At 43.6% G+C, this 24,569-nt stretch carries 22 protein-coding genes; 19 read left to right on the top strand and 3 right to left on the bottom strand.

Annotation, left to right across the window (positions count from 1 at the left end; all coding sequences use genetic code 11):
* The first annotated feature begins 10 nt into the window (after positions 1–10).
* From ASG85_RS09630 to ASG85_RS09610, 5 genes are all read left to right on the top strand, one after another.
* On the top strand, positions 11–352 hold the full coding sequence (locus tag ASG85_RS09630; protein ID WP_060646092.1) for a hypothetical protein: 342 nt from the start codon (positions 11–13) through the stop codon (positions 350–352).
* Positions 349–639, top strand: a complete 291-nt coding sequence (locus ASG85_RS09625; RefSeq protein ID WP_060646091.1) for a hypothetical protein — start codon at positions 349–351, stop codon at positions 637–639. The genes ASG85_RS09630 and ASG85_RS09625 overlap by 4 nt, the downstream gene beginning before the upstream one ends.
* 31 nt (positions 640–670) lie before the next feature.
* Positions 671–1,102, top strand: coding sequence for a universal stress protein (locus ASG85_RS09620; protein ID WP_060646090.1), 432 nt, complete (start codon positions 671–673; stop codon positions 1,100–1,102).
* Positions 1,103–1,457: 355 nt separating this feature from the next.
* Positions 1,458–1,826: a globin gene (locus ASG85_RS09615; RefSeq protein WP_057305561.1), complete on the top strand. Its 369-nt coding sequence runs from the start codon at positions 1,458–1,460 to the stop codon at positions 1,824–1,826.
* 117 nt (positions 1,827–1,943) lie between these two features.
* Complete coding sequence (locus ASG85_RS09610) at positions 1,944–2,645, top strand: Crp/Fnr family transcriptional regulator (protein WP_060646089.1); 702 nt, start codon at positions 1,944–1,946, stop codon at positions 2,643–2,645.
* A 97-nt stretch (positions 2,646–2,742) separates the two neighbouring features.
* Here ASG85_RS09610 and ASG85_RS09605 read toward each other — a convergent pair whose 3' ends face one another.
* Complete coding sequence (locus tag ASG85_RS09605) at positions 2,743–3,258, bottom strand: hypothetical protein (protein WP_060646088.1); 516 nt, start codon at positions 3,256–3,258, stop codon at positions 2,743–2,745.
* A gap of 566 nt (positions 3,259–3,824) precedes the next feature.
* Here ASG85_RS09605 and ASG85_RS09595 point away from each other — a divergent pair.
* The 7 genes from ASG85_RS09595 (at position 3,825) to ASG85_RS09565 (ending at position 13,257) form a co-directional block, all read left to right on the top strand.
* The gene (locus ASG85_RS09595) at positions 3,825–4,829 is read left to right on the top strand and encodes a LacI family DNA-binding transcriptional regulator (protein ID WP_060646086.1); all 1,005 of its coding nucleotides are present in this window, start codon (positions 3,825–3,827) and stop codon (positions 4,827–4,829) included.
* A gap of 85 nt (positions 4,830–4,914) precedes the next feature.
* On the top strand, positions 4,915–5,829 hold the full coding sequence (locus ASG85_RS09590; RefSeq protein ID WP_082562398.1) for an ABC transporter permease: 915 nt from the start codon (positions 4,915–4,917) through the stop codon (positions 5,827–5,829).
* Between the two features lie 12 nt (positions 5,830–5,841).
* A complete protein-coding gene (locus ASG85_RS09585; protein ID WP_156390162.1) occupies positions 5,842–6,738 on the top strand; it encodes a carbohydrate ABC transporter permease in 897 nt (298 codons plus the stop codon).
* A 119-nt stretch (positions 6,739–6,857) separates the two neighbouring features.
* Positions 6,858–8,522 carry an extracellular solute-binding protein gene (locus tag ASG85_RS09580; RefSeq protein ID WP_060646085.1) on the top strand — a complete coding sequence of 555 codons (1,665 nt, stop codon included), beginning with the start codon at positions 6,858–6,860 and terminating at the stop codon, positions 8,520–8,522.
* A gap of 23 nt (positions 8,523–8,545) precedes the next feature.
* Positions 8,546–10,789, top strand: coding sequence for a GH32 C-terminal domain-containing protein (locus ASG85_RS09575; RefSeq protein WP_060646084.1), 2,244 nt, complete (start codon positions 8,546–8,548; stop codon positions 10,787–10,789).
* Between the two features lie 40 nt (positions 10,790–10,829).
* Positions 10,830–11,798, top strand: a complete 969-nt coding sequence (locus ASG85_RS09570; protein ID WP_060646083.1) for a carbohydrate kinase family protein — start codon at positions 10,830–10,832, stop codon at positions 11,796–11,798.
* A complete protein-coding gene (locus ASG85_RS09565) occupies positions 11,785–13,257 on the top strand; it encodes a glycoside hydrolase family 32 protein (protein ID WP_060646082.1) in 1,473 nt (490 codons plus the stop codon). The genes ASG85_RS09570 and ASG85_RS09565 overlap by 14 nt, the downstream gene beginning before the upstream one ends.
* Positions 13,258–13,698: 441 nt before the next feature.
* On the opposite strand, the gene ASG85_RS09560 is transcribed toward ASG85_RS09565, so the two are convergent.
* On the bottom strand, positions 13,699–13,881 hold the full coding sequence (locus ASG85_RS09560) for a helix-turn-helix domain-containing protein (RefSeq protein ID WP_060646081.1): 183 nt from the start codon (positions 13,879–13,881) through the stop codon (positions 13,699–13,701).
* 376 nt (positions 13,882–14,257) lie between these two features.
* On the opposite strand from ASG85_RS09560, the gene ASG85_RS09555 reads away from it, so the two are divergent.
* From ASG85_RS09555 to ASG85_RS09535, 5 genes are read left to right on the top strand one after another with little or no spacing between them, the layout of a single operon-like run.
* Positions 14,258–15,151 (top strand): carbohydrate ABC transporter permease, encoded by an 894-nt coding sequence (locus ASG85_RS09555; protein WP_060646080.1) that lies wholly within the window; start codon positions 14,258–14,260, stop codon positions 15,149–15,151.
* On the top strand, positions 15,148–15,996 hold the full coding sequence (locus ASG85_RS09550) for a carbohydrate ABC transporter permease (protein WP_060646079.1): 849 nt from the start codon (positions 15,148–15,150) through the stop codon (positions 15,994–15,996). The genes ASG85_RS09555 and ASG85_RS09550 overlap by 4 nt, the downstream gene beginning before the upstream one ends.
* A gap of 35 nt (positions 15,997–16,031) precedes the next feature.
* Complete coding sequence (locus ASG85_RS09545; RefSeq protein WP_060646078.1) at positions 16,032–17,414, top strand: ABC transporter substrate-binding protein; 1,383 nt, start codon at positions 16,032–16,034, stop codon at positions 17,412–17,414.
* A 27-nt stretch (positions 17,415–17,441) separates the two neighbouring features.
* Positions 17,442–18,428, top strand: a complete 987-nt coding sequence (locus tag ASG85_RS09540) for an N-acetylglucosamine kinase (RefSeq protein ID WP_060646077.1) — start codon at positions 17,442–17,444, stop codon at positions 18,426–18,428.
* Entirely contained in the window at positions 18,421–19,725 is a 1,305-nt protein-coding gene (locus tag ASG85_RS09535) for a 6-phospho-beta-glucosidase (RefSeq protein WP_060646076.1), read from the top strand. The genes ASG85_RS09540 and ASG85_RS09535 overlap by 8 nt, the downstream gene beginning before the upstream one ends.
* 318 nt (positions 19,726–20,043) lie before the next feature.
* Here the strand turns inward: ASG85_RS09535 and ASG85_RS36635 are convergent, their stop codons facing one another.
* Positions 20,044–21,888 (bottom strand): carbohydrate-binding protein, encoded by a 1,845-nt coding sequence (locus ASG85_RS36635; RefSeq protein ID WP_156396507.1) that lies wholly within the window; start codon positions 21,886–21,888, stop codon positions 20,044–20,046.
* Positions 21,889–22,185: 297 nt separating this feature from the next.
* On the opposite strand from ASG85_RS36635, the gene ASG85_RS09525 reads away from it, so the two are divergent.
* Positions 22,186–23,196 carry a LacI family DNA-binding transcriptional regulator gene (locus tag ASG85_RS09525; RefSeq protein ID WP_060646075.1) on the top strand — a complete coding sequence of 337 codons (1,011 nt, stop codon included), beginning with the start codon at positions 22,186–22,188 and terminating at the stop codon, positions 23,194–23,196.
* A 253-nt stretch (positions 23,197–23,449) separates the two neighbouring features.
* Entirely contained in the window at positions 23,450–24,421 is a 972-nt protein-coding gene (locus ASG85_RS09520) for a Gfo/Idh/MocA family protein (protein ID WP_060646074.1), read from the top strand.
* Positions 24,422–24,569 lie beyond the last annotated feature (148 nt).

Below are 24,569 nucleotides of genomic sequence, written 5' to 3'. Positions count from 1 at the left end.
GGAAAAGACCATGCCGAGTGAGTTTACTTTGGATTTATGCTTTATTCGTGAACATACACAGTCTCCCTTCTATACGATAATTGAACGACAATTAAATGGTCTTTTCGCTGGGAAAGGAACTTGGTATATAGATCTCAGAGAAGAAGAAGGGCTCGATATTGCTGTTGCTGAAATCAAAGGGATGGCGATTTGGGAAAGTGAAGTTGAGGTACTTCGTTATATCGAAGAGTCCGCCCAGTCCGATTTGACTTCTGAATACGATTGCTGGAATCATCTTCATGGGTATCAGGTGAAGGTTTCACCAAAAGCAGATGCAGGCTGCTGCCGCTTAAAGAAGGAGGCACATGTATGAAATGGGAAGAAAAATTATCACGGTGGCTTGGCACTCAGATTGAAGTGCACATCGAGGATCAGACAGGACTCGATCCTATAGCACCTCCGAAAAAAATGAAGCTTGAGAAGATACGCATTTCCGAGGACCAAGATTTTATGCAAATGTATATGAGTGAACATCAGTTTCTGGCCATACCCTTAAGGGGAGAAGAACATACGAGCTTAATAAGTTCAGAGCATGGTACGATTCTCAGATCAGCTGACATTGCGGCGCAATTGGTGTATAAAGTCCACTTCGGTTTTTAGAAAGTATATTGTGAAACGAGGTGAATGTGAAATGTTATATTCGAAAATATTAGTAGCTTACGACGGTTCCGAAGCATCAGATAAAGCGCTCGATTCTGCATTGAAGTTAGCTAAGTTGAACCATTATTCGAAACTGGATATTATTCATATTTTTAATCTTCCCACTTATGTACTAGGTTCTTCCGTTGTCATACCACCTATTGTCATTGAAAATAATTATTTGAATTACTCCGAGCAAGTCATTGGTAAAATCAATGAAAAAATTGCTGATTTTTCGAATATTCATATTGAAGTGAGAAGCGGTTCGATTACGAAAGAAATTCTGAAATATGCAGACGAAATTCAAGCGGATCTTATTATTGTTGGCAGCAGAGGTCTTAGTAGTATTGGTGAATTTGTTCTTGGTAGTGTCAGTCACAATGTTGTTCAGCATGCAAAGCTCCCTGTATTGGTCGTAAAATAAAAGGAATTCAGCATGAATAAAAGGGGCTTTCCCATAAATAATTTCACTTAGGAATATAAAAAAATGAGGAGGCAAGGTTATATTTGCCTCCTCATTTTTGTGTGTTCTTTCGCTGGCAAGGAAAAGTCACCCGATCACTAGTTAGCAGAACGCCGACCTACATAAGGCACCTTTGGGTACGCCATAATTGGCGGGGCTTTATTTGTCTCGGGAATTTATGCACTGATTTATCGTCATTCTAATTAGAGGTTAAAATTGACAAGTGTGATTTAGGTAACAGCTTTGGTTAAAGGTATCGTGTAAACTATAGGGAGTAATTGTTTGTAGATGAATCGAAAGGGAGCTGATTACAGTCATGGAACTGTATGATTATATTGGTGGAGAAACGACAATAAGAAATATTGTGGATGCGTTTTATCCAAAAGTGTTAGCAGACCCGTTGCTTGCACCTATTTTTCCAGAAGACATAGAGCCCTTGATTGAGAAGCAGTTTCAGTTCCTAACTCAATTTTTTGGAGGTCCTTCCTTATATACAGACAAACACGGGAATCCAATGATGAGAGCACGACATATGCCTTTCCCAATTACTAGAGAACGGGCAGATGCTTGGTTGGCGTGTATGCAAAAGGCACTGGAGGAAGTGGTTCCTTCAAATGAAGTGCGTATGATTATTTTAGACCGTCTGAAAGGTCCAGCCAACTTTTTTGTAAATAAAGAAGAGTAATGAGAGAAATGTGATAGCCATCACAATCTAGAGCTCCACATTACAGGTGAGCCGGAGTAAAGCCTGGCTCTTTTTTGCTTGTTTAACACAAATATGTGTACAGGAAGGGAGATGACAATGAACGAAAAAAGCATAGATCCCGGAGTGATCCTTCGCCAAGTTCCGTTGTTTCGAGATTTGTCCGATGGGGAAATGGAAGGGCTTTGCAGGATTATGATTCAACGATCGTATCGCAAAAAAACAATCGTATTTACGGAAGGCAGTGAGAAAGAAGCCGTATATTTTATCCAAAGTGGCTTAATTAAAACGTATAAGACCGATGAGAATGGTCATCAACAAATTGTTTCTTTTCTGAAAACCGGGGATATGTTTCCGCATACCGGGTTGTTTCATACAAATCATTATCCAGCTACCGCAGAGACCATTGTGCCAACGCTGCTGCTTGCGATGCCCATCAAGCCCTTCGAAGCTTTTCTTAGTAATGCCCCCGGCATAGCGGTTAAACTCTTACGTGTGATGAGCGAGAAAATCCTTGAACTGCAGGGAAAGCTGCAAGAACTGACAGGACAAGATGTGCAAAACAGAGGACAATTATTCTTGCTTAAGCTCGCAGAGACCAATGGAAGGGTGAAAAGCGGGAAACTGCTTATCGAGATTCCAATGACCCATCAAGATATCGCCAATGCGATCGGTACAACCAGGGAGACGGTTAACCGTCTGCTTAATCAGCTCCGCAAGGAAGGTATTGTAGAAACAGATCGTTCAGGGTTTGTGATTCATGATATTGAGGCGCTCCGGCATTGGAGAGAGAATTGTTAATTGTCCCGACCAATAACATGATGAAGGATGCTGCCTCGAATATACGTTCACCTCCATAGAAGCAAGCACGGAATGTTCACAGTTGCTCCGACACAGTTTACTGCAGCCATTCCAATATGGCTGGGTACCATTCCTTCTCTATTCGATCCATGTGATTTTCAATAGGTTGAATAGTCAACATTAAGCATCGGCTTAACTCTTTGGCTTCTTTTTTGTTTGGCAATGGGGTCATACGTAGAGTCTTTTGATAAAACATTCTTAACATGGTAAGAAGATACTCAACTTCTGATTCGAACGATTCATTCGTTTCTATATTAATTTTAGCAAAAGGAACAGACATAAGTAAAAGCATATCCCCCTCTTTCTTTTCAAAGAGAGAAAGTTCATCCAATAATCCTCTGACTTCATCAAGCATCTTTTTGATGAAATTTATCCGCGTTACCGAAGTTTTTTCGGACTCTATGTTGCTTGCAAGTCCATTGATAATCTTCAATTTCTGATCGATATCTGAGTGAAGTCTATGTAATGAACGAAACTGATTATCCAACATCCAATGCCAATGCATGTAATTGGCAATTTCATTACTAGCGGAAGTATCTGAATAGTACCCCATATATTAAACCTCCTATGTAGAGTCTGTTAAAAGTGTATTCTTTTTAATTGAACGAGGCAGTGAGATTGATCACAAAAAATAGAACAGATCTGTGACATATCTCATAGAGTATGAATTTGAAAAGATGTACTTTAAAAGCAGCCATTAGGAATGATTAGGAGTTGATGAAGCATGATTACTTGCGAACAATGTGGTACGACGAATGGATTTAGGAAGTTAGGAAACAGTTGGGTCTGTGAAGATTGTAAAATAGGGGATGTTAAAACAACCCTGATGAACAGTGGGGGCAGAGTTACTATTATTAAAGAGAAGATAACAGGCTGTGAAGTTGAAGGTGAACCATTGTCAAGACAATAAGTTCATCTGCAACATATTTTGAAGCTTCGAACATTGCGGAGTGGAAAAAGGTGTACTAAGGATAAAAAACGAAAACCCAAATTTCCCTCAAAGTGGGATTTTGGGTTTTCGTTTCAACAAAAAAGTCATTGACAACGCAAATAACTCGACCATATAATAAAAGAAAACGGTTACGTAAACGTTTTCTCGAGAGAAGAGGGTCGAATGTTATGCGATCGGGTATTAAGCAGGTAGCCGAGCAAGCGGGCGTTTCGATAGCATCAGTGTCACATGTAATTAATAACACCCGTTATGTGTCGGATGAAGTTAAGCGCAAAGTTTATGAAGCAATGGAAGAACTCGACTACCGCCCAAATTCGGCAGCCAGGAGCTTGCGCAGTCAGAAGTCTAATACAATTGGCCTCATCGTGCCAGTTCTCCCATCAGATACCTCTAATTTCTTCTTTATGATGGTAGCACAAGGTATTCAGTATACATTGAAGCAGCATGGCTATCATTTGCTGCTGAGCAACAATACAACGGAACAAATTGAAGATGAGAAAGAACAAATTAAATTGTTTAATTCCAAGTTAATTGACGGCTTATTTATTGCTTCAATCGCTGAAGATGTCGGTTATTTAAACGATATCGTGGGTTCTAATTATCCTGTCGTGTTCATCGATCGCAATCCGACAGGTTATATCGGGGATTGTGTGTTGGCAGACGGAATTGGAGGCGCTTACGAAGCAGTAAAAACGCTCATCCTGAAAGGTCATCGCCGAATTGGGCTGTTAACCGGCGAACTCGGTATTACAACGAGTAATGAGCGCTATGATGGGTACAAAAAAGCATTAGCAGATCACGATATTCCGTTTGATTCATCCATTGTGAGGATGGCGGAATCTAACGTTGAGAGCGGATATGAGAGCGCTAAGGCGCTGCTTGGCGAGCAGAAGATTACAGCTCTATTTATTGCCAATAACGTATTGACAATGGGCGCGATGAAATACATACAAGAACGACGGATTAAAATTCCAGCCGAGCTGGCAATTATTGGTTTTGACGATTATGATTGGACACAAATTACGTGTCCGCCTTTGTCGGTCATCCGGCAGCCTTCTTACGAGATCGGCGTGAAAGCAGCAGAGATCATGTTAGAACGGATCGAGAAGCCAAGCACAAAAAGCGAAGAATACAGACTTCCTACCTCGTTAATTCTACGAGATTCCTGCTAAAAAGCTGATCTGGCTTTTTTTTGAACATCAGAAAAACGTTTACGTAAACGATTTCCCGAAAAAGAAAGGGGCTGCATCACAACGAATGAACAAGTTCAAGGAACCACTTAAACAGATCAGAACCAACTATGAGTTATACCTTCTCATTCTGCCCACCGTGATCTACTTTATCATTTTTAAATATTGGCCAATGTATGGGGTTCAAATCGCATTTAAAGATTTTATCGCTTCCAAAGGTTTCTGGGGGAGTCCTTGGGTAGGTATGGAGCATTTTCAGCGGTTCTTCGATTCTTTCAACTTTTGGACCGTCATCCAGAATACGTTAGGGCTTAGTGTTTTCTCTTTAGTGGTTTCATTTCCTGTGCCAATCCTTATAGCGTTGATGCTCAATCAGCTGCTCCATGAAAGGTACAAACGATTTATCCAGACTGTCATTTATGCTCCATATTTCATCTCAACAGTCGTCCTCGTTGGTATGTTGTATGTGTTTTTATCGCCGGGAAGTGGACTAATCAATCACATCGTTCAACTTTTTGGAGGAGAGCCGATCTACTTTTTATCGAAGGCTGAATGGTTCAAAAGCCTCTATGTGTTCTCCGGTGTATGGCAAGAAACCGGCTTTGCTTCCGTTATTTACTTAGCGGCGCTAGCAGGTATTGATCCGCATCTTCACGAGGCGGCGGTAGTGGATGGAGCTACGAAATGGCATCGGATCTGGCATATCGATATTCCTGGCATCCAGCCGACGATTCTCATTTTGTTCATATTAGCGATTGGGAATCTCATGAATGTTGGCTTCGAAAAAGCTTTTCTCATGCAAAATGACCTGAACGTTAGTTCGTCTGAGATTATTGCTACGTACGTGTACAAAATCGGCTTGCAGCGAGCGGAATACAGCTTCTCTGCAGCAGTAGGTTTGTTCAACTCCCTGATCAATTTCGTTCTATTGCTATCCGTTAATCGCATCGTCAAAAAAATAAATGGCAGCGGCCTATTTTAAAAGAGAGGAGGTATTCGCCCCATGATTACAGCTAAGAGTACCGCTGATAAATGGTTTGACGCTCTAAATATCCTAGTGTTGAGCGGCTTTGCATTGTTGATTCTGTATCCTCTTTATTTCGTCGTTATTGCTTCCATCAGCGAGCCAGATCAAATCTATGCCGGCAATGTTTGGCTATGGCCCAAAGGAATTACACTCGAAGGCTATAGGAGAATTTTATCAGATCCTCAGATCTGGTCTGGTTATGGAAATTCGATCCTTTACGCAGCTGCAAGTGCCCTAATCAGTGTTTCTTTAACGATTGGAGCGGCCTATCCGCTTTCCCGTAAGGATTTTTATGGACGCAATGTGTTTATGCTGTTCTTCGTGTTTACGATGTTTTTCTCCGGCGGCTTAATTCCAACTTACTTATTGGTCAAAAATCTGGGCATGGTGAATACGATTTGGTCGGTCATCCTGCCATCAGCAGTCGATGCTTTTGGGATTATTATTGCCCGGACGTTCTTCCAATCAACGATACCGGATGAGCTCCGAGAAGCGGCTTTCATGGATGGCTGCAGAAATACGCGCTTTCTATGGAGTGTTGTAATTCCATTATCCAAACCCATCATTGCGGTGCTTGTGCTGTTTGCGGTTGTTCGCCAGTGGAACGGATTCTTCGATGCGTTAATTTATTTGGAGAATGAAAAGCTGTATCCGCTGCAGCTGGTCCTCCGTAATATTTTGATCCAAAGCCAGCCTATCGGCGACATGGTATCGGATATTGACTCTCTTTTAGCTAAACAAAGAGTCTCTGAGCTGATCAAATATGGGGTCATCCTCATTGCAGCGGCACCACTTCTCATTTTATATCCATTTTTACAACGTTATTTCGTTAAAGGTGTTCTGATTGGATCTGTAAAAGGTTAGAAAACGGAAGGTAAATATGAAGGGTGGTGGTAGGGGTCTTTCGGCGATATCAAAAGTGTGCATCCAAGGATCAGGCATAAATCGTAATGGGCTACATACAAAGAGGAGGGTATCGACAAATGAAAAAAAGACTAACGACAGTAACGATGGTAACGATGAGCTTAAGTTTGGTATTGGCAGCATGCAGTGACAAAGCACCGGCAGCGAAAGATGCCGCATCTGCATCCCCGCAAAACAGCGAGAAAGCATCCTCCAAAAGCTTCAACGAGAGCGGTTACCCGATTGTTAAGGATAAAGTTACGCTGAAAATGGTATCGCCCAAAGCGCCGCTTGCGCCTAATTATGGAGAAATGGAAATCTTCAAACGACTTGAAGAGCAGACGAACGTACACGTGGATTGGGATAATGTCCCAGAAGCGAACTATAACGATAAGAAGAACATACTGCTTGCCAGCTCCAATTTGCCGGATGTCTTCTATGGTGCTCGTTTCACGGATAACGATTTGATGAAATACAGCAAAGACGGTACGATCATCCCTCTGAATGACCTTATCGATAAGTATATGCCTAACGTGAAGAAACTGTTTGAAAAAAGACCGGAGTTGAAAGCGTTCGTTACCGCGCCTGACGGGAAAATTTATTCGCTACCTGTGGCGGAAGAGCTGGGTAAAGGGCAAGCCGGTATCGGCTCGAATCCGGATTTTCTCTTCCTGAACAAAGCTTGGCTGGATAAGTTGAGTTTGAAGATGCCGACGACCATTGAAGAGCTGCATAATGTGCTTACTGCTTTTAAAACGAAAGACCCTAATGGGAACGGCAAGGCCGATGAAGTACCGATGTCCTTCATGAATACCTTCTGGACCGGAGATATTGGTTACTTGTTCGGAGCTTTCGGCGTCCCAGACAAAACGTATCAGCCTGGCGATAACTCGTTTATCGAGCACTTGAATGTGAAAGATGGCAAGGTGAATTACGCCGCAATAGATCCGAAATATAAAGATGCAGTCGCGTATTTCCACAAATGGGTCGAAGAGGGCCTCGTAGATAAGGATTCATTTACTTTCAATAATAATCCGGCACCTTACTTTGCAAAAGGAAAAACGAAGGATGTAACGCTTGGATCCTACCTCTGGTGGGAAGAGACGGAAATTGTTGGACCAGATCGCTCCAAGGATTATGCACTTGTACCGCCCTTTAAGGATATGGTCGTGAAATACAACAATGGTTCTCCTTGGAGTCGCGGGGGTCCTGTCATTACGAAAGTGAACAAAAATCCAGAAATCACAGCCAGATGGTTAGATTTGCAATATGAGCCAAAGATGGCCGCCCAGCTTCATTGGGGACCGATTGGCGTCGTATTCGATGAAAAAGAAGGCAAACTGGTGCAGAAACCGCTTGATGCAGGTGTAGCAGCAGGCGAATTCCGTCAAAAAGTAGCGCCGAACATGACCGGCGTCATCTTGGCGGAGGATTTCCAAAATCTCGTCGCTCCTGAACCTCGTGCCTTGGAAAGAATGAATCGGATTAAAGATACTTTTGTTCCGCAAATGGAAAAAGAGAATTACCCAAGCATTTTCTTTACACCGGAAGAGCTGGATAAAATCAGTAAAATCAAACCCGACATTGCCAAGCTCACCAATGAAAAACGCTCCAAATGGTTGATGGAAGGCGGCGTTGAGAAGGAATGGGATACTTATTTAGCGACATTGAGGAAAATGGGATTAGATGACTTATTGAAAATCTATCAGGATGCATTGGACCGTTACAATAAAGCGGCCAAGTAACGGGAAAACTGGAGGTATCGAGCATGGAACCTATTGCCTATTGGTCCTTCGATGAGGGGCAGGGGCGCATTGCGCATGATCCGTATTCGGGTAATGGGGATTCAATTCAATATGCCCTTACGAAAGGTCGGTTTCAACCGCCGCAAGATCCGGTTTGGCGTAAAGGGATCCTTGGAAGTGCGCTGTTGTTTGATGGTTATTCAACATGGCTGCAGCGCGCAGTAGACAAGAGTCCTCAGTTGTCGAGATCGTTGACGATTACCGCTTGGATTGCTCCGCGCAGCTATGACTTCGGAGATGAGCAGCGTCTTGCAGCCATCGTGAATCAACATGATAGAGAACGCTGCGAGGGGTACATATTCGGATTATCTCGTCATGGGTCTTGGTCCTTACAGCTTGCGATAGGTGAAGAGTGGGTGGAAGTTTGGTGCTATGATCATCCGCTCCCTAAGGGAGTGTGGTCCTTCGTCTGCGCTACTTACGAATCGGTAACTGGACTGCTGAAGTTATATGTAAACGGTAGTGAGGTAGCGGTAAAGCAGCATTCTCAGAAGAATACTTTGATTACTCCCAGTCAGGAAGATTTGATAATCGGGCGCAATAACAAGGGTGTTATTTTAGCAGAGTCCTTCACGATGAATATGTTCGACGGTTTGATGGATGAACTTTGTCTATATGACCTCGCGATGTCTGAGGCGGACATTGAGGGAACTTACCGGGATTATTTAACTGAACACGGCGGAGCTGCACCCGCTATTCCTTACGAAGACCTGGCCATATCTAGAGCTAACTTTGTTCAGGATCGGCATCGTCCGGTGTATCATTTAACTTCGCCGGGGCATTGGATGAACGAACCGCATGCGCCGATTTATTTCGATGGACAATACCATTTGTTCTACCAATTCAACCCAAACGGCCCATTCTGGCATTACATTCATTGGGGACATTGGGTGAGTGAAGATTTAGTTCATTGGCGGGACCTTCCGGCAGCTTTGGCGCCGGAGCCCGGCCTTGATCCGGATGGCATCTGGTCAGGAAGTGCAGCTTATGATGAACACGGTTATCCGGCATTATTTTATACAGCGGGGAATAACGCATGTTCTCCAAATCAATCGGTGGGTCTGGCTCGAACGACCTATCAGCGGGATGGAGACTTAGATTTGAAGACTTGGGTAAAGCATCCCGAGCCCATCGTGGTTCAGGAGTCTGGCGTTGGATACTTTGGTGAATTCCGTGATCCCTATGTATGGAAAGAGAATGAAGAATGGGTCATGCTCGTCGGCACGGGGATAGAGGGACATGGCGGAACCGCGATGGTCTACCGCTCTGCAAACTTGACCAACTGGACGTGTGAAGGCCCGCTGTATGTAAGTAATTATGAAAAATATCCTTACCTTGGCGTTGTATGGGAGCTGCCAGTACTGCTGCCGTTAAAGCGTAATGGTAAGGAAACAGGCAAACATATTTTGCTGATTAGCCCATGGGGGCCTGAGGCTAAAGTAGAAGTGAATTATTGGATAGGCGCATGGGATAGTGCGCGTTATCAGTTCATTCCGGATCATGAAGAGTCGGGACTTATCGATGTAGGTGATTTCCATTTCACAGGTCCGAGCGGCATGGTAGATCCCTTAACCGGAAGATCGCTTCTATTTACGATTGCGCAGGGTGAGCGTACGCCTGAAATCGATTATGATTGCGGGTGGTCGCACGGCGCTGGCATGCCGATCAGCTTGACTCTAAGGGAGGATGGGCTGCTCGGGATCGAACCCATTGAGGAAATGCGTCAACTCCGGGGGATGGAGCTTCTGAACGTACGGGATCTTAGTTTGGAAGAAGTGAATGAGAGCTTGCATCACATCCGGAGTGATACGTTTGAGATAGAGCTAACATTTGGTTCAGGGGCAGAGCACCAATACGGAATCTCGTTAAGACGAACACCAGACGGAGAAGAGGAAACTGTTCTCTTCTATGATAAGGATCGAGAGCGGCTTGGTGTAAATCGACATAAAACAACGCTAGATACGCGTGAACGAACGACTGGCATTCAAGAGGGGCTGCTTGAACTTCACGGTGAACCGCTGCAATTGCGGGTTTTCGTAGATCGTTCATTGATCGAGGTTTACGCTAACGGTCTAAAAAGCTTAACGACTCGCGCCTACCCGTCTAGGCTGGACGCGCTAGGGTTACTTTTGCACGGGGATCGAGACATTCGAATCACGTCCATGCGAATATGGGGGATAAAACCGGCATTTCAGGTGTCGGTGTAGAGAAAAAGCGGATAAACAAAATCGGGAGGTAGAGAGAGCGATGTATGATATCGTTGCATTAGGTGAAGTATTAATCGACTTCACACCAGCTGGAAACTCAGAGCTAGGTTATGCTTTATTTGAACGAAATCCTGGGGGTGCGCCAGCCAATGTGCTGGCTGCCTTAGCCAAATGGGGGAAACGAACTGGCTTCATCAGCAAAGTCGGATCGGACATTCACGGACATTATCTAGTGGATACGTTAAGGCAGTGCGGAATTGATACGCAGGGCGTAGTTATGAGCAATGAGGCAAATACGACGCTGGCGTTTGTTCAATTGGATGCGAGTGGCGACCGCTCCTTTAGCTTTTATCGTAAGCCTGGAGCCGACACCTTGCTGACGGAAAATGAGGTGCTCCTCGATATGATCGCGCAGTCGAAGTTATTTCACTTTGGCTCGTTGTCCATGACGAATGAGCCATCGGCCTCCGCGACAAGGAAAGCCCTCCTCTTCGCCAAAGAAAACGGCTGCACAATATCATTTGATCCCAATTTGCGAATTCCGCTTTGGGACGATTTGGAGCATGCCAAACGTATGATGGAATATGGCTTGGCGCATGCTGACATTGTGAAAATATCCGAAGAAGAACTCATTTTCCTAACGGGTGCTGCGGATCTTGAAGAGGGATCACGCATGCTATATGAATCCTTTGGCCCTTTTATCATTTTAATTACGCTGGCTGAAAAAGGTGCTTTTTACCGATTCGGCCAAGTAACGGGGAGCGTTAGTGGTCATACAGTAGATGCCATAGACGCTACAGGTGCGGGGGATGCGTTCTTTGGAGGCTTCCTTAACAGTTGGATGGATTCTAATCAAGACATTCAAACCATGAGTGAAACTGAAATTCGAAGGATGATCAGCTTCGCCAATGCAGCAGGCGCCTTAGCAACAACTCGAAGAGGAGCCATACCGGCGATGCCGAGCCTAGAAGAGATACGAAAGGTGACGAAGCATCATGATAACAGCTAACAATCAAACTAAATTCCGGCCGCAGCTTCATTTCACACCGAAAGATCAGTGGATGAATGACCCGAATGGGATGGTATTTTATGAGGGGGAGTATCATCTTTTCTATCAATACCACCCCGAAAGTACGGTTTGGGGACCTATGCATTGGGGTCACGCTGTCAGTCAGGATCTGGTTCACTGGGAGCATCTTCCTATAGCGCTTGCGCCTGATGAACACGGTGCTATTTTTTCAGGCAGCGTAGTGGTAGATAAGCACGATACGAGTGGCTTTTTTGGTGGTATGTCAGGTCTAGTCGCTATTTTCACACACCATGATACGAAGCCGGGGACTGATCTAACTAGGCAAAGACAAAGTCTTGCTTACAGCGCAGATCGTGGGCGAACATGGACAAAATATGCAAACAACCCTGTGCTTATAGAAGAAGCACTGCCTGATTTTCGTGATCCCAAAGTATTTTGGTTCAATCCTCAGCAAAGCTGGGTGATGGTCATTGCTGCGGGTGACGTCATTCGATTTTACAAATCACCGAATTTGATTGATTGGACCCATTCTGGTGAATTTGGGGTTGGACAGGGCTCCCATGACGGCATTTGGGAATGTCCAGATTTATTCGAACTGCCTGTAGATGGCGATACCATCAACAAGAGATGGGTGCTTATTGTTAGCATTGGAGAAGGTACCAACTTTGTGGAAGGATCACGCACGCAGTATTTCATTGGTTCTTTCAATGGGGATACTTTTGTCCCAGAAGAATCTCCGGCTCCACTTCTTTGGCTGGATCACGGGAGAGATAATTACGCGGGCGTCACATGGTCAGACGTGCCTGAACAGCAGGGAAGACGCTTGTTTATCGGGTGGATGAACAATTGGAAATATGCCAATGTGATTCCAACCTCCAATTGGAGAGGAGCGATGACGCTTCCTAGAGAGCTAACACTTACGGCGGAATTGGAGGGAGTTCGGCTCCTTCAGAAGCCTATTTGTGAGCTCCAGGCTCAAAGGCGGAGTGAACAGAATTGGGCAGCCTTTGAGCTGAGCAATTCAGAATTAACGATAACTCATGGCGATTTGCTTGAAATCATCGCTGAATTTGAGTTTGATGATGAGCTAGAATTTGGTTTGAAGCTAAGAGCCTCCGAATCAGAGGAAACAATCGTTGGATATAGCACTCATGAGCAACAGCTGTTTATTGATCGCAGTCGTTCTGGAGCTATCGATTTTCATAGTGATTTTGCTTGCAAGCACAACGCTTTATTAAAAGCGGAGACTGGAAACGTTAAACTGCATATCTTCGTGGACAGATCGTCCGTCGAAGCTTTTGCGAATGACGGGAAACTCGTCATGACTGATCAGATTTTCCCATTATCCTCGTCAACAGGCATAAAACTGTATGCGAAAGATGGGAGCGTTATGGTTAAATCCCTAACGATTTATATGCTTAATTCTATATTTGATTGATTCGCCACTCATTTTCTAAAATTTCATTTCGGGGCTAATATTTGATATACATTCTCTTTCTTATCCAGTAATGTTGTACTCTGTACAACAATAGGCAAGTTAATCCACGATATCCATGTGATTGTTGCAAAAAATACAACAATTCCAAGCCAAAGCAGCTCTACAGCTTATAATAAGGCTAAATTGTTGCACGCCATACAACATCTTCAGCTTATACAGGAGAAATCAAGGGAAATTGTTGTACATTTTACAACTTGCTTTCCTAATTCTCTACTTCTCTCAGAAGATGATAAGAGTCAGGGAAATAGGGGTAAGCTTCAGAAGTTTAGAGGAAAGGATTTTCCGATCGCGGAAAAGCCTTTTTTGCTTTATTTGTAGATCAAAACAGAAATCAGTAGTGGACTTCGTTATTTGCCGAAGAATTTCGTGAAACTACTTTTCTTATTTGTTTTTCCGGAAAGAACGCGTGGTTGAACCGACGACTTTTTTAAAGGAGCGACCGAAATTGGAAAAGCTGTTGAATCCTACTGCCTCGGATATTTCTAGGATCGGCATATTCGTATTGGTGAGCAGCCGTTTGGCGTGATGAATTCTCGTATGATTGAGCAAATAAAATGATTCCAATCAAAGTAACTCTTCAAGCAGACGGAACCGGTTCGGGAATTGCATCTATTGGTTACAGATGAGGCTGGAAACTCAGCCGTTGCAAGTGCTTATGTAGTAGTTCCACGCTAATGTTTAAGAGCTCATCCAATAGTCTACTTCACCATGACAGTTGGATGAGCTTATTAAATTTTTGTTAACAAAAACAATTGACACTTCCGCTGAATCCAATTAATATAAATATGTAAAGTATAAACGTTTATATATTTATAACTAAAAAATGCGTCGCGCATAACCGGTAAGTAAAAGTCCAATTAATCTTTTGGAAGTTGTAGGGAATAGTGGGTAATTTTTTTATATTTTAAATATAAACGCTTATATAATAAGGGGGATGTAAATGAAACGCAAACAACGAAAATTTCGAGGGAAAACCTTTTATTTTTTCATTTTTCCTTGGTTAATTGGCTCCATTGTTTTTACGCTATACCCCATATTGTCATCTTTGTATTTTAGCTTCACGGAATATGACATCACTCATCCGCCCAAGTGGATTGGTTTGGGTAATTATACCAAGATGCTGCATGATGAGCTCTTCTGGCGCGGTGTTAAGGCTACATTGATTTTCACCTTGTTTAGCGTTCCGCTGCAGCTTGTATTATCTTTGGTGTTAGCCTTACTGGTCAATCAAAAGCTTCCGTTTCAACGTTTTTTTCGCACCGTATTCTATTTTCCAAGCATGATTTCCGGTGTAGCCTTATCGTTGATGTGGCTCTGGGTATTTAACTCCAAGACGGGGATGTTTAATTATGTGCTAAGTCTGGTAGGTGTTGCTGGGCCCGGTTGGCTAGAGGATGAGAAATGGGCGCTTACGGCCATGATCATCATGACGATGTGGGGTGCCGGTGCGGGAATGGTCATATTTCTTGCAGGTCTTCAGGGAGTTCCGCCTATTATCTACGAAGCAGGTAAAATCGATGGTGTTAACCGCTGGCAATCTTTGTGGAATATTACCATCCCGATGATATCACCCGTTATTTTGTTCCAGCTCATTATGGGTGTTATTGAATCCTTTCAGGTGTTTACGCAGGCCTTTGTTATGACGAAGGGCGGACCTCATTATGCTACGCAGTTCTATGTTTATTACTTATGGCAGAACGGTTTCAAATTTTTCAAAATGGGTTACGCCTCTGCGATGGCATGGCTGCTGTTAATTGCCGTTATGTTCTTTACTTTTTTAATCATGAAATTCTCCAAAAAGTTTGTGCATTATGAAGCGGGGGATGGCGTATGAACACAGTTAAAAGCAGATCGTCCTGGTCAATCTTTCATGTAATTGTTTTCCTTATCCTGGTTGCCATAGCTGTAATCATGGTGATTCCATCTATTAATATGTTCTCTACGGCTTTGAAATCACAGTCCGATGTGCTGAGGTTTCCACCAGAGATCATTCCGAAGCATATCGCGTGGAGTAACTTTAGCGCACTTTTCAACAAATATGACTATGCACGCTGGTACCGTAATAGCTTGTTTGTGGCTTTCATAAGCGTGATCGGTACGGTGATTTCTTCTGCCTTTGTTGCATACGGATTCGCCCGTCATGATGCCAAGGCGAAAAATGCGCTATTTATCTTTTTGCTGGCGACGATGATGCTGCCTTATCCGGTCTTGATGATTCCCCAGTTTATTTTATTCAAGCAGTTGGGATGGATGGACTCCTTCCTGCCGATTACGGTACCCGCCTTTTTTGGATCCGCCTATATGATCTTTTTGATGAGGCAATTTTTTACCTCGCTTTCGAATGAATTGTTTGACGCTGCGAGAATAGATGGCTGCTCTGAGCTTCGTCAATGGTGGAATATTGCTTTGCCGCTAAGCGGACCTGTACTGGCTACGGTTGCAATTTTTTCCTTTATGGGCAGTTGGAATGATCTATTAGGGCAGGTGCTCTATCTTAGTTCTTCCGACAAATTCACGCTTACCATCGGCATGTCAGCGATGTATGGCTCAGCTACACGCCTAATTCCATGGAATTTGGTGATGGTCGCTGCCATTCTGGCCATGATTCCTGTTGTGTTTTTATTTTCAGTTGCACAAAAGTACTTTGTGGAAAGTGTTGTGCTGACTGGAGTGAAATAAATATTTCGTTACATATGACTAGGAGGGTTTAGGGTATGGGGAAAAACGGGAAAGTAGCTTGGAAACGTTCAATGGTAATGATTTCATCAATCGCATTGGTAATGACGGGCTGCACCAGTTCAAAGGATGCAACAAAGACTGACGGGACAAGCGGTGAAGTCGTCACCATTAACCAATTCGTTACGGACACCCCTGACAAAGTATATGTGGAGAAGCTAGTTCCCGATTTTGAAGCTAGTCACCCTAATATCAAGGTGAAGATCACAAAAGCGCCATATGCCGAGTTCGATTCTAAGCTTCAATCCATGATCGCCGCAGGGACAGCACCTGATGTAACCTCGCATTTCGGGCAGGCTGGCTTCATCGAGTTTTTGGATAAGGGTATGCTGCGCGATATGACGGATCTCATGGCTGCGGATCAGTTTAAAGCCTCTGATTATGGGATGCCTGACAATATGTTAGACACTTATAAGTCCGGTGGTAAAAACTACGGCATTCCGGTCTACAGCTATGTATCTCTCATGCTTTACAATAAAGACATGTTTGATAAAGCGGGAATCCCTTACCCGCCAGCGGATTATGAAGATAAGTCATGGACCTTCGACAAAATGGTTGAAATTGGGAAAAAGCTGAGCAAACCTAACACGGATATTCAAAAGGCAGAGTACGGCTTGGACTGGGGCTGGGCCGAGAAGGATATGAGACTGATCTATTTCGGACCGAAAATATATTCAGATGATACCTGGACCAATGGCGGCCATCCGACGGCATCGTATTTTAATACGCCTGAAGTGATCAAAGCGAATAATCGGGTCAATGATTTGATATGGAAAGACAAGGTTATGCCAGACAACCAGTTTAAAAAAGCGGTAGCAGGAGATGGCGGAGATCCTTTTGCAACAGGCAAAATAGGGATGTCAGTAGCTGGTGCTTGGATTTTGGCCTCCGTGAAAGAATACAGCTTCAAAGTAGGGGTTGCAGCAGTCCCGATTGGTTATAACAACAAAGCTCGCGATGTCTTGTATATCGATCCGCTCCTTATTCTTAAAGACTCCAAGCATCCGAAGGAAGCCTACGAATGGATTAAGTACCAGCTAAACAAAAGCGTGCAGGAGAAAGCAATCGAATTAAGCGGAGGCACCCCGCCGTCTAACCAACAAGCTGCCGAAAAATATTTCAATCTATTTGCGCCAGCGATCGATCCTAAGGATTTGAAGAAGGTTGTCGACGGCGGACTTAAATATGGGATCGAATCTTATAATCACTTGATTGCCAACTACACGGAAATTTTGAATATTGTTAATAACGAAATGGATCCACTTGATAATGGCAAGAAAACTGTGGAAGATGTGAGTCCGGAAATTGATAAAAAGGTAAATGCGTTGCTGAATGAAATAAATGCAAAGTATAAGAAATAAATTAACTTTCCGGATGGAGTGGCATACATGAACTACTATCTAGGTTTGGATGCTGGAGGAAGTAAAACCTTAGCGGTCATCACCGATGAAAAAGGCTTATTACTTGCAAGTGGAAATAGCGGACCCGGCAACCATCAGATCAATGTCGAGTTAGCTGAACGAAATATTCAAGAGGCGGTAAACCAAGCACTGAGCCAAGCGGGATTACAGCCGCACGAAATTGCTGTCGCTTGGTTCGGATTAGCAGGGGCAGATCGGGAGGCGGATTTCCAAATTCTGCGGCCGATGATCCAAAGGCTTCAATTTCCTCGATATAGCATTGTCTGCGACACGATGATTGCTTTGCGTGCAGGAACAACAAGGCCATCGGGTGTTGTGGTAATCTGTGGTACTGGGATGAATTGTGCAGGTGTAAATTCGCTTGGAGACACATTGCAGTGCGGAGGCTTTGGTTATCCATATGGCGATTTTGGCGGGGGGAGCGAACTGGCGGTAGAAGCCTTCCGTGCGGTCATCCGAGCCTGGGAGGGACGCGGTCAAGCGACTCTGCTAACTCCTCTGGTCCTTGAAGCGTTAGGCTATACGTCGGTGGAGCAGATGTTTCATCATTCTTTAGACCATCATAGGGAGATTCCTTCCAGTTTAACGAAGCTCTTATTTAAAGCAGCGACGAAAGGAGATCCGGTATCCCTTAACATTTTACAAAAACAGGGAACTGAATTAGGGCTATCTGCCAGAGCGGTTATCGAGAAGCTTGGTATGCATGCGGATACGTTTGATCTGGTCTTAGCTGGAAGTGTGATAACGAAAGGCGAAGGAAGCTATATTCACCCTTATATTGCTAAAGAGGTATTCAGGGTAGCGCCCGAATGCAGTTTGCAAGTGCTTACTGTAGAGCCTGTTGTTGGGGCTATTTTAAGTGCTATGGAAAACGATGGATTACTCATTTCGGATAAGATTTACGAGCAGGTCAGAAGCATTAACAACCTCAAAGGAGTTGTCACAGTTGAATAAACGCTTGAAAATCGTTGTTATTGGTGGGGGTTCCTCCTACACGCCTGAGCTGATCGAAGGCCTTATTCTTCATTATAAGGAGTTGCCCGTTACAGAAATTTGGCTGGTTGATATTCAGGAAGGGAAGCATAAGCTCGATATTGTCGGGAAATTGGCACAGCGGATGGTTGAGAAATCAGGCTTACCCATTGAGGTTCACTTAACGATTAATCGCCGAGAAGCACTAGTAGGAGCCGATTTTGTGTCTACCCAAATGCGTGTTGGACTTCTCCAAGCTCGGATATGGGATGAAACGATCCCCCTTAAATATGGCGTCATCGGTCAGGAAACTACCGGCCCAGGCGGTATGCTCAAAGCGTTTCGGACCATCCCTGCTTTGCTTGATATTTGTAAAGACATGGAAGAGCTTTGTCCAGATGCATGGATGCTTAACTTCACGAATCCAGCAGGTATGGTAACAGAAGCGGTTAATAAATACTCCAAAATTAAAGCTATCGGGCTGTGCAATGCACCTACGGGTGTATATAAATGGCTGATGGAGCTTTATAACGTTCCAGCCGAGCAAATCTATGCGGAGTTCGTTGGTTTAAATCATTTGCATTGGGTGACACAGGTTGTCGTGAATGGTCAATCCAAGCTTGAGGAGCTGCTGGGTAACAGCCAGGGATATTCAGCCAAAAATGTGCCGCAATCCGAATGGAATGAGAGCCTGATTCGTTCATTGGGGGCAATCCCTTCGTATTATTTAAAATATTTCTACCTCAAGCAGGAGATGCTTCAGGATCAACTGGAGTCGTCTGCGAAAGTAGGCACTCGCGCTGAGATTGTGAAGCAGCTGGAGGATGAATTGTTTGAGCTGTATAAGGATCCGAATTTAGCAGAGAAGCCTAAGCAACTGGAAAAGCGCGGAGGTGCCTACTATTCGGAGGCAGCAGTTCGTTTAATGAAGTCGTTGTATAACGATACGCGGGATATCCAGACGTTGAATATTCCTAATGGCCGTATTTTGGACTTCTTAGCACCGGATGCTTGCATTGAGGTTAATTGTCTCGTGACGAAGCAGGGGCCTATCCCGCTTGCTGTCTCTAACGTTCCGTTTGCTGTAAAAGGCTTAATACATGCGGTGAAAACGTATGAACAATTAGCCATTGAAGCTGCGGTAAGCGGCAATCGTGATCTTGCGCTTCTTGCGTTAGCCAATCACCCTTTGGTTCCTTCGGTGAATGTTGCCGAACCTATGCTAGCAGAAATGTTGGAGCAAAATAAAGCATTTCTGCCTCAATTTTTTCAGGCATAATATATAAACGTTTATATAAATGAAGAAGCAGGCTAGATTTGGAGCAGGTTAGAAGCTCTGAGTCTAGCCTGTTTTTATGAACACGCCAGAATTTATATGTTTGAGGTGTGGGGTAAGCAAGGATCCCCCTTATTTACTCGCGCGCTTCAGAATAAGCTCCTTTTCCGAGCTTATTCTGTATGGACGCGCCGGACAGTCTGAGGAGAAGTCGATTTCGGGCTTATTTATTTATCGTATATCCCAACCATAACGCCAAAAAGACTGTCGCTCAAGCAGCCTTAACTGCTCTCGGGACAGCCTCTGATGATTCAAGATGGATTAAGGCGTTTTGACAAAGTTCAACCAGTTCAAGTTAGGATCACCAGTTGTCAATTTAATACGAATCGTTTGATTGCCGGAGGGCAGTGTCACATTCATACTCGCTGTTTGCCAAGTTTGATAGCCGCCTGTATTCGGGATGGTAAATGTTCCAATGGTTGTGCCGTTAGAAGTGATTTGAAACTTTCCACCGCTAAACGGACTTGCAACTCGCAATTGAAGCGAATAAGTGCCAGGGTTCTGAACATTTACTTTATATTCGACCCAGCCACCTAGACCATTCCAACCGACATTTAATCCACCGCCAGTATCCGTTGTTGTTTCCGTAGAAGTGGCGGACATAGCATCATATTTCTCGGCTTCAATTTTTGCCGGCAAAGCGACTCCTGTCGCCCCTGACCCTTGCTTCGTAAAATTAAGCCAATTTAGGTTAGGGTCTCCGCTAAGAAGAGAAATCCTAAGTGTCTGTGCCCCTGCAGGTAAAGTGATGGCAGTTGTTGCTGTTTGCCATGTTTGATAGCCGCCTGTGTTCGGAATATTGAGTGAACCCAGCAGAGTACCCGCAGCATCTTTAATTTGGAAAACACCGCCAGATACGGGACTCGCTACACGGAAATCAACGTTGTAAACACCTGCTGTTTGTGCGTTAACGGCGTAATCCAACCAACCGCCTTGGCCATTCCAACCGACATCGAGTCCGCCGCCAACATCCGAAGTTGGTTCCGTCGAAGTACTAGACATAGCTTTGAAGCTCTCCGCTTCGATTTTACCTGGAATGGCTTGCCCTGTAGCCGATGTCTGTAAACCAGTGTGAATAGCACTCCAGAAATTGGCATCTTCTTCACCTAAGCAATAAACCGAAACACCCGCTAATCCGTAACTGATCGTATAATTTGTTTTTTGAGCAATACTTGTTGAATCTTCATACCAGACTTCATGGTTTTTACCATTTAACGTGTAAGTAAAATGCATAGAACCGCTCGTAGTATCTCTTACGGGTGTGGCGTGAGTATCTGAAATCAATTGGGGTATATTTTTCCAATAAATAAGTTGATTGCTGTTTCCGGTTGCGTCAGACAAATTCCAATCGTTCCCGTATGCCGGAATTCCCATTAATACTTTTTGAGGAGACACGTGAGCGACAGCATAATTTAAAGCATTCGTAATAAAAGATTTGCTTGTGACTGGACCTGGACCGCTCCAAACGCCATATTCATCATATGTCATGATTTGCAGCAAATCCGCATCCGTGCCGAGTGCCGTAAAGTTGAAAGGATATGTCCATGAATCGTTGGGGTCATCTACACTCTTGGCTGGTACAGAAACCATGGTTAACAAATTATTGGCATGCATGACAGCGGCAACATCATGAACGAAGCTAGTAAAATTAGGACCTTCCGTTCCTAACATGCCTTCAAAATCAATGTTAATACCTTTATAATTATTATTTTTCACAAGATTCAGCATATTCGTAATCAAATTGCTTCTTGCCGTAGAATTCGTCAGTACGGAATGAGCGAGGGAACTATCCCAATCATGAACGACATCGCTGTAATTGGATACAAGGGCGTATGGCACAAGTCCATTCGTATTTGCGTAAGATACAGCTGCAGTAGGCACTGTACCAATTAGATTGCCATTTACATCGGTATTAAATGTATCTGTAGAAACATGTGTAAGGTTGCTGCCATATGTATTGAGGTCATTCCCAGAATCTACGGTGTAATAGCCTAATACGAGGGGGGCTGCTGCTGCTTTCGTGGTGGGTACGCCTACAGAAACCATGACTGATAACATGAACGTGGTAACAACGGTTAAACCAAGCACTTTTCTCATCTTCATCATTGGATCTCCTTCATCAATCATATTGGACATACGGCCGAACCTTAACGCACTTCTTTAATTAGTTAAGAAGACATAGTTCCTATACATTCAAAAAGCGCCACCCCCTAAATATATAAACGTTTATACTTACAAGATAAATTTTAAATGCTGGTATTATCCTTGTCAATTGTTATTTACAGCTCTTTGTTGACACAGTTCATTTATGTTTATATAATTTTATGTATAAACGTTATAATAATTAAAATTATGGCTGTGATTTCCCTCAAATGAAATTACTGGACAGGGAGTTCGATTGAAATGAAAAAAGTGAGTATCTTAGATGTCGTTGCTAAGTCAGGTGTTTCTCTCGTTACTGTATCCAGAGTTTTGAACAATGTGGCGTCCGTGAGGGAGAGCAATCGTCAGAAAGTGCTGCAAGCCATTAAAGAATTGGATTATAGACCTAATTCCGCAGCACGTAGTCTAGCACGAGGATCAACGGGTTTAATCGGGCTTACGATGGTAACGTTAAAGGATACTGTCTTTGATGGTATAGTACATAAAGTAAATGAATGTTTGCAGGAGAATGGTTATTTTCTTGCCTTATCTGTTTTCTCTTCGACGAAAGATGACCCGGACGAACAAGAAAATTTTTTATTTCAGGAAGATCGAGTAGATGGTATTATCGTTCTCTCGCCACTGAATGAAGAACGCTATGTTATGGAGTTAAAACAGAAGAAAATTCCCTTTGTTATCATCGATAATCATGTTGAAAATACAAGAGCTTTAACCGTGAATGTAGACAATTACAACGGAGGCTATGAAGCCACCAAGCACTTGCTTGATCTAGGCCATACTCGAATTGCACATGTAAGCGGCCCTGAGCATTTTCTTAGTGTTCGGGAAAGAAAACGGGGCTATGAGAAAGCTTTGGCAGAAGCCGGGCTGTCATCTTTAACGATTTCACACACCGAATTCGGTATCCGTACCGGCTTTAATGTTGCGAAAGAATGGATAAAAAACGATATCATTCCAACAGCTGTTTTCGCAGGGGATGATGGGCTAGCACTGGGTGTTATGGAAGCTTTTCAGAGCGAAGGCTACAAGATTCCTAGTGATCTTTCTGTTATCGGTTATGATGATCAAGTGTTTGCTTCGGAAATCCATCCGAGACTTACAACCATTCGCCAGCCTATGGAGCAAATGGGCCAGCATGCTGTGCGTCTTTTACTGAAATTGATCCAAGGATCCAAAAGAAATTCTTCCGTCATTTTGCAACCCGAATTGATCGTTCGAGAGTCGACAGCGATCTGCAGGATAGGATCATGATGCGTCCTTAATAGAAAGATCTTTCTTATAAAATAGCAGATAAGAGAGCTTGTTCTTCGAATGTCGGAAGAATTAGCTCTCTTGTTTATTTCTATACGAATGCTCGATGAACACTGACCCTGTATTTATGTATGATGGTATAATAAATCGACTGGTCAGCAAGCAACTTTGCGATGCAGCGAGTGGATGGGTAGACGCGGCAGGCGGCCTATTCGGTTGTGCAAAAATATGATAAGAATAGGAGCAAGTAATCATGTTACATATCGGTATTATCGGTACAGGCGGGTTCAGTAAGATGCACGCAAAAATTTTAACCGAGATGGAAGACGTGCAGATCCAAGCGGTATGCGGGACGAGTAAGGCAAAAGCGGAGGAGTTCGCTTCAGCATACAGCATTCCCTCCAGCTATGAAAGTGTTAGTGAGATGTTGGACTCCGAACGCTTGGATGCCGTATATATTCTAGTACCGCCAATGTCGCATGGGGAATTTGAAATCGAGCTAATTGAAAGAGGCATTCCTTTTTTTGTTGAAAAGCCACTTGGTGTGAATGCTGAGCAGCCCTATCAGATTTTAACCGAATTACGCATGAAACCCCTGATTACATCCGTAGGCTATCATTTTCGTTATACAGATACAGTAAGTCAGATGAAACAATTGTTGAGCCAGCAAAATGTCGGCATGATTACAGGTAATTGGATGGGAAATATGCCCCAGGTTGCATGGTGGAGAGATCAAGAGAGATCAGGCGGACAATTCATAGAACAAAGCACACATTTGGTCGATATTCTGCGTTACTGTATTGGAGAGATTGAAGAAGTCTACGCTTTGTATGGCAATCAAGTGATGCATAAGCAATTTGATGGGGTAACGGCAGCTGATGTAGGAACGGTGACCCTAAAATTTAGCAGCGGAGTTATCGCTAATATTTCTAATACGTGTGTACTGCCTAGCGGTTTGGGCAAAGTGGGTATTATCTGCTATACGCAGGAGGGCATGCTGGAGTGGGATACGGAGCGCTTGAAATTGATCGAAGCTCATGCAACCTCTGAAATTAAAAGATTGGTTAATCCCTATTACGTAGAAAATGAAGCCTTCATCCATGCACTGAAAACAGGGGATACCGGGCGTATTCTTTCTGATTATGAGGATGCTTTTAAGACACAACAGGTAACTGTTGCTGCGCTCAAATCAGCGAAATCGGGATTGCCCGTTCGCATTGTTTAAGTGAAAAAGCATACTTAACAGTGAAAATATCATTGTTAAGTATGCTTTTTTTTGATGAAAGCCACAGTAAATCTATAGAATCGGAATCTATATTCCGTTTAATTGACGGTTAATCAAGTCGTATGATATTATCAATTTGTCATATGGA

The organism is Paenibacillus sp. Soil724D2 (assembly GCF_001427935.1).
Taxonomy (GTDB): Bacteria; Bacillota; Bacilli; order Paenibacillales; family NBRC-103111; genus Paenibacillus_E.
The sequence above is the reverse complement of the archived record's forward strand: the minus strand, read 5'-3'. Positions and strand labels throughout refer to the sequence as shown.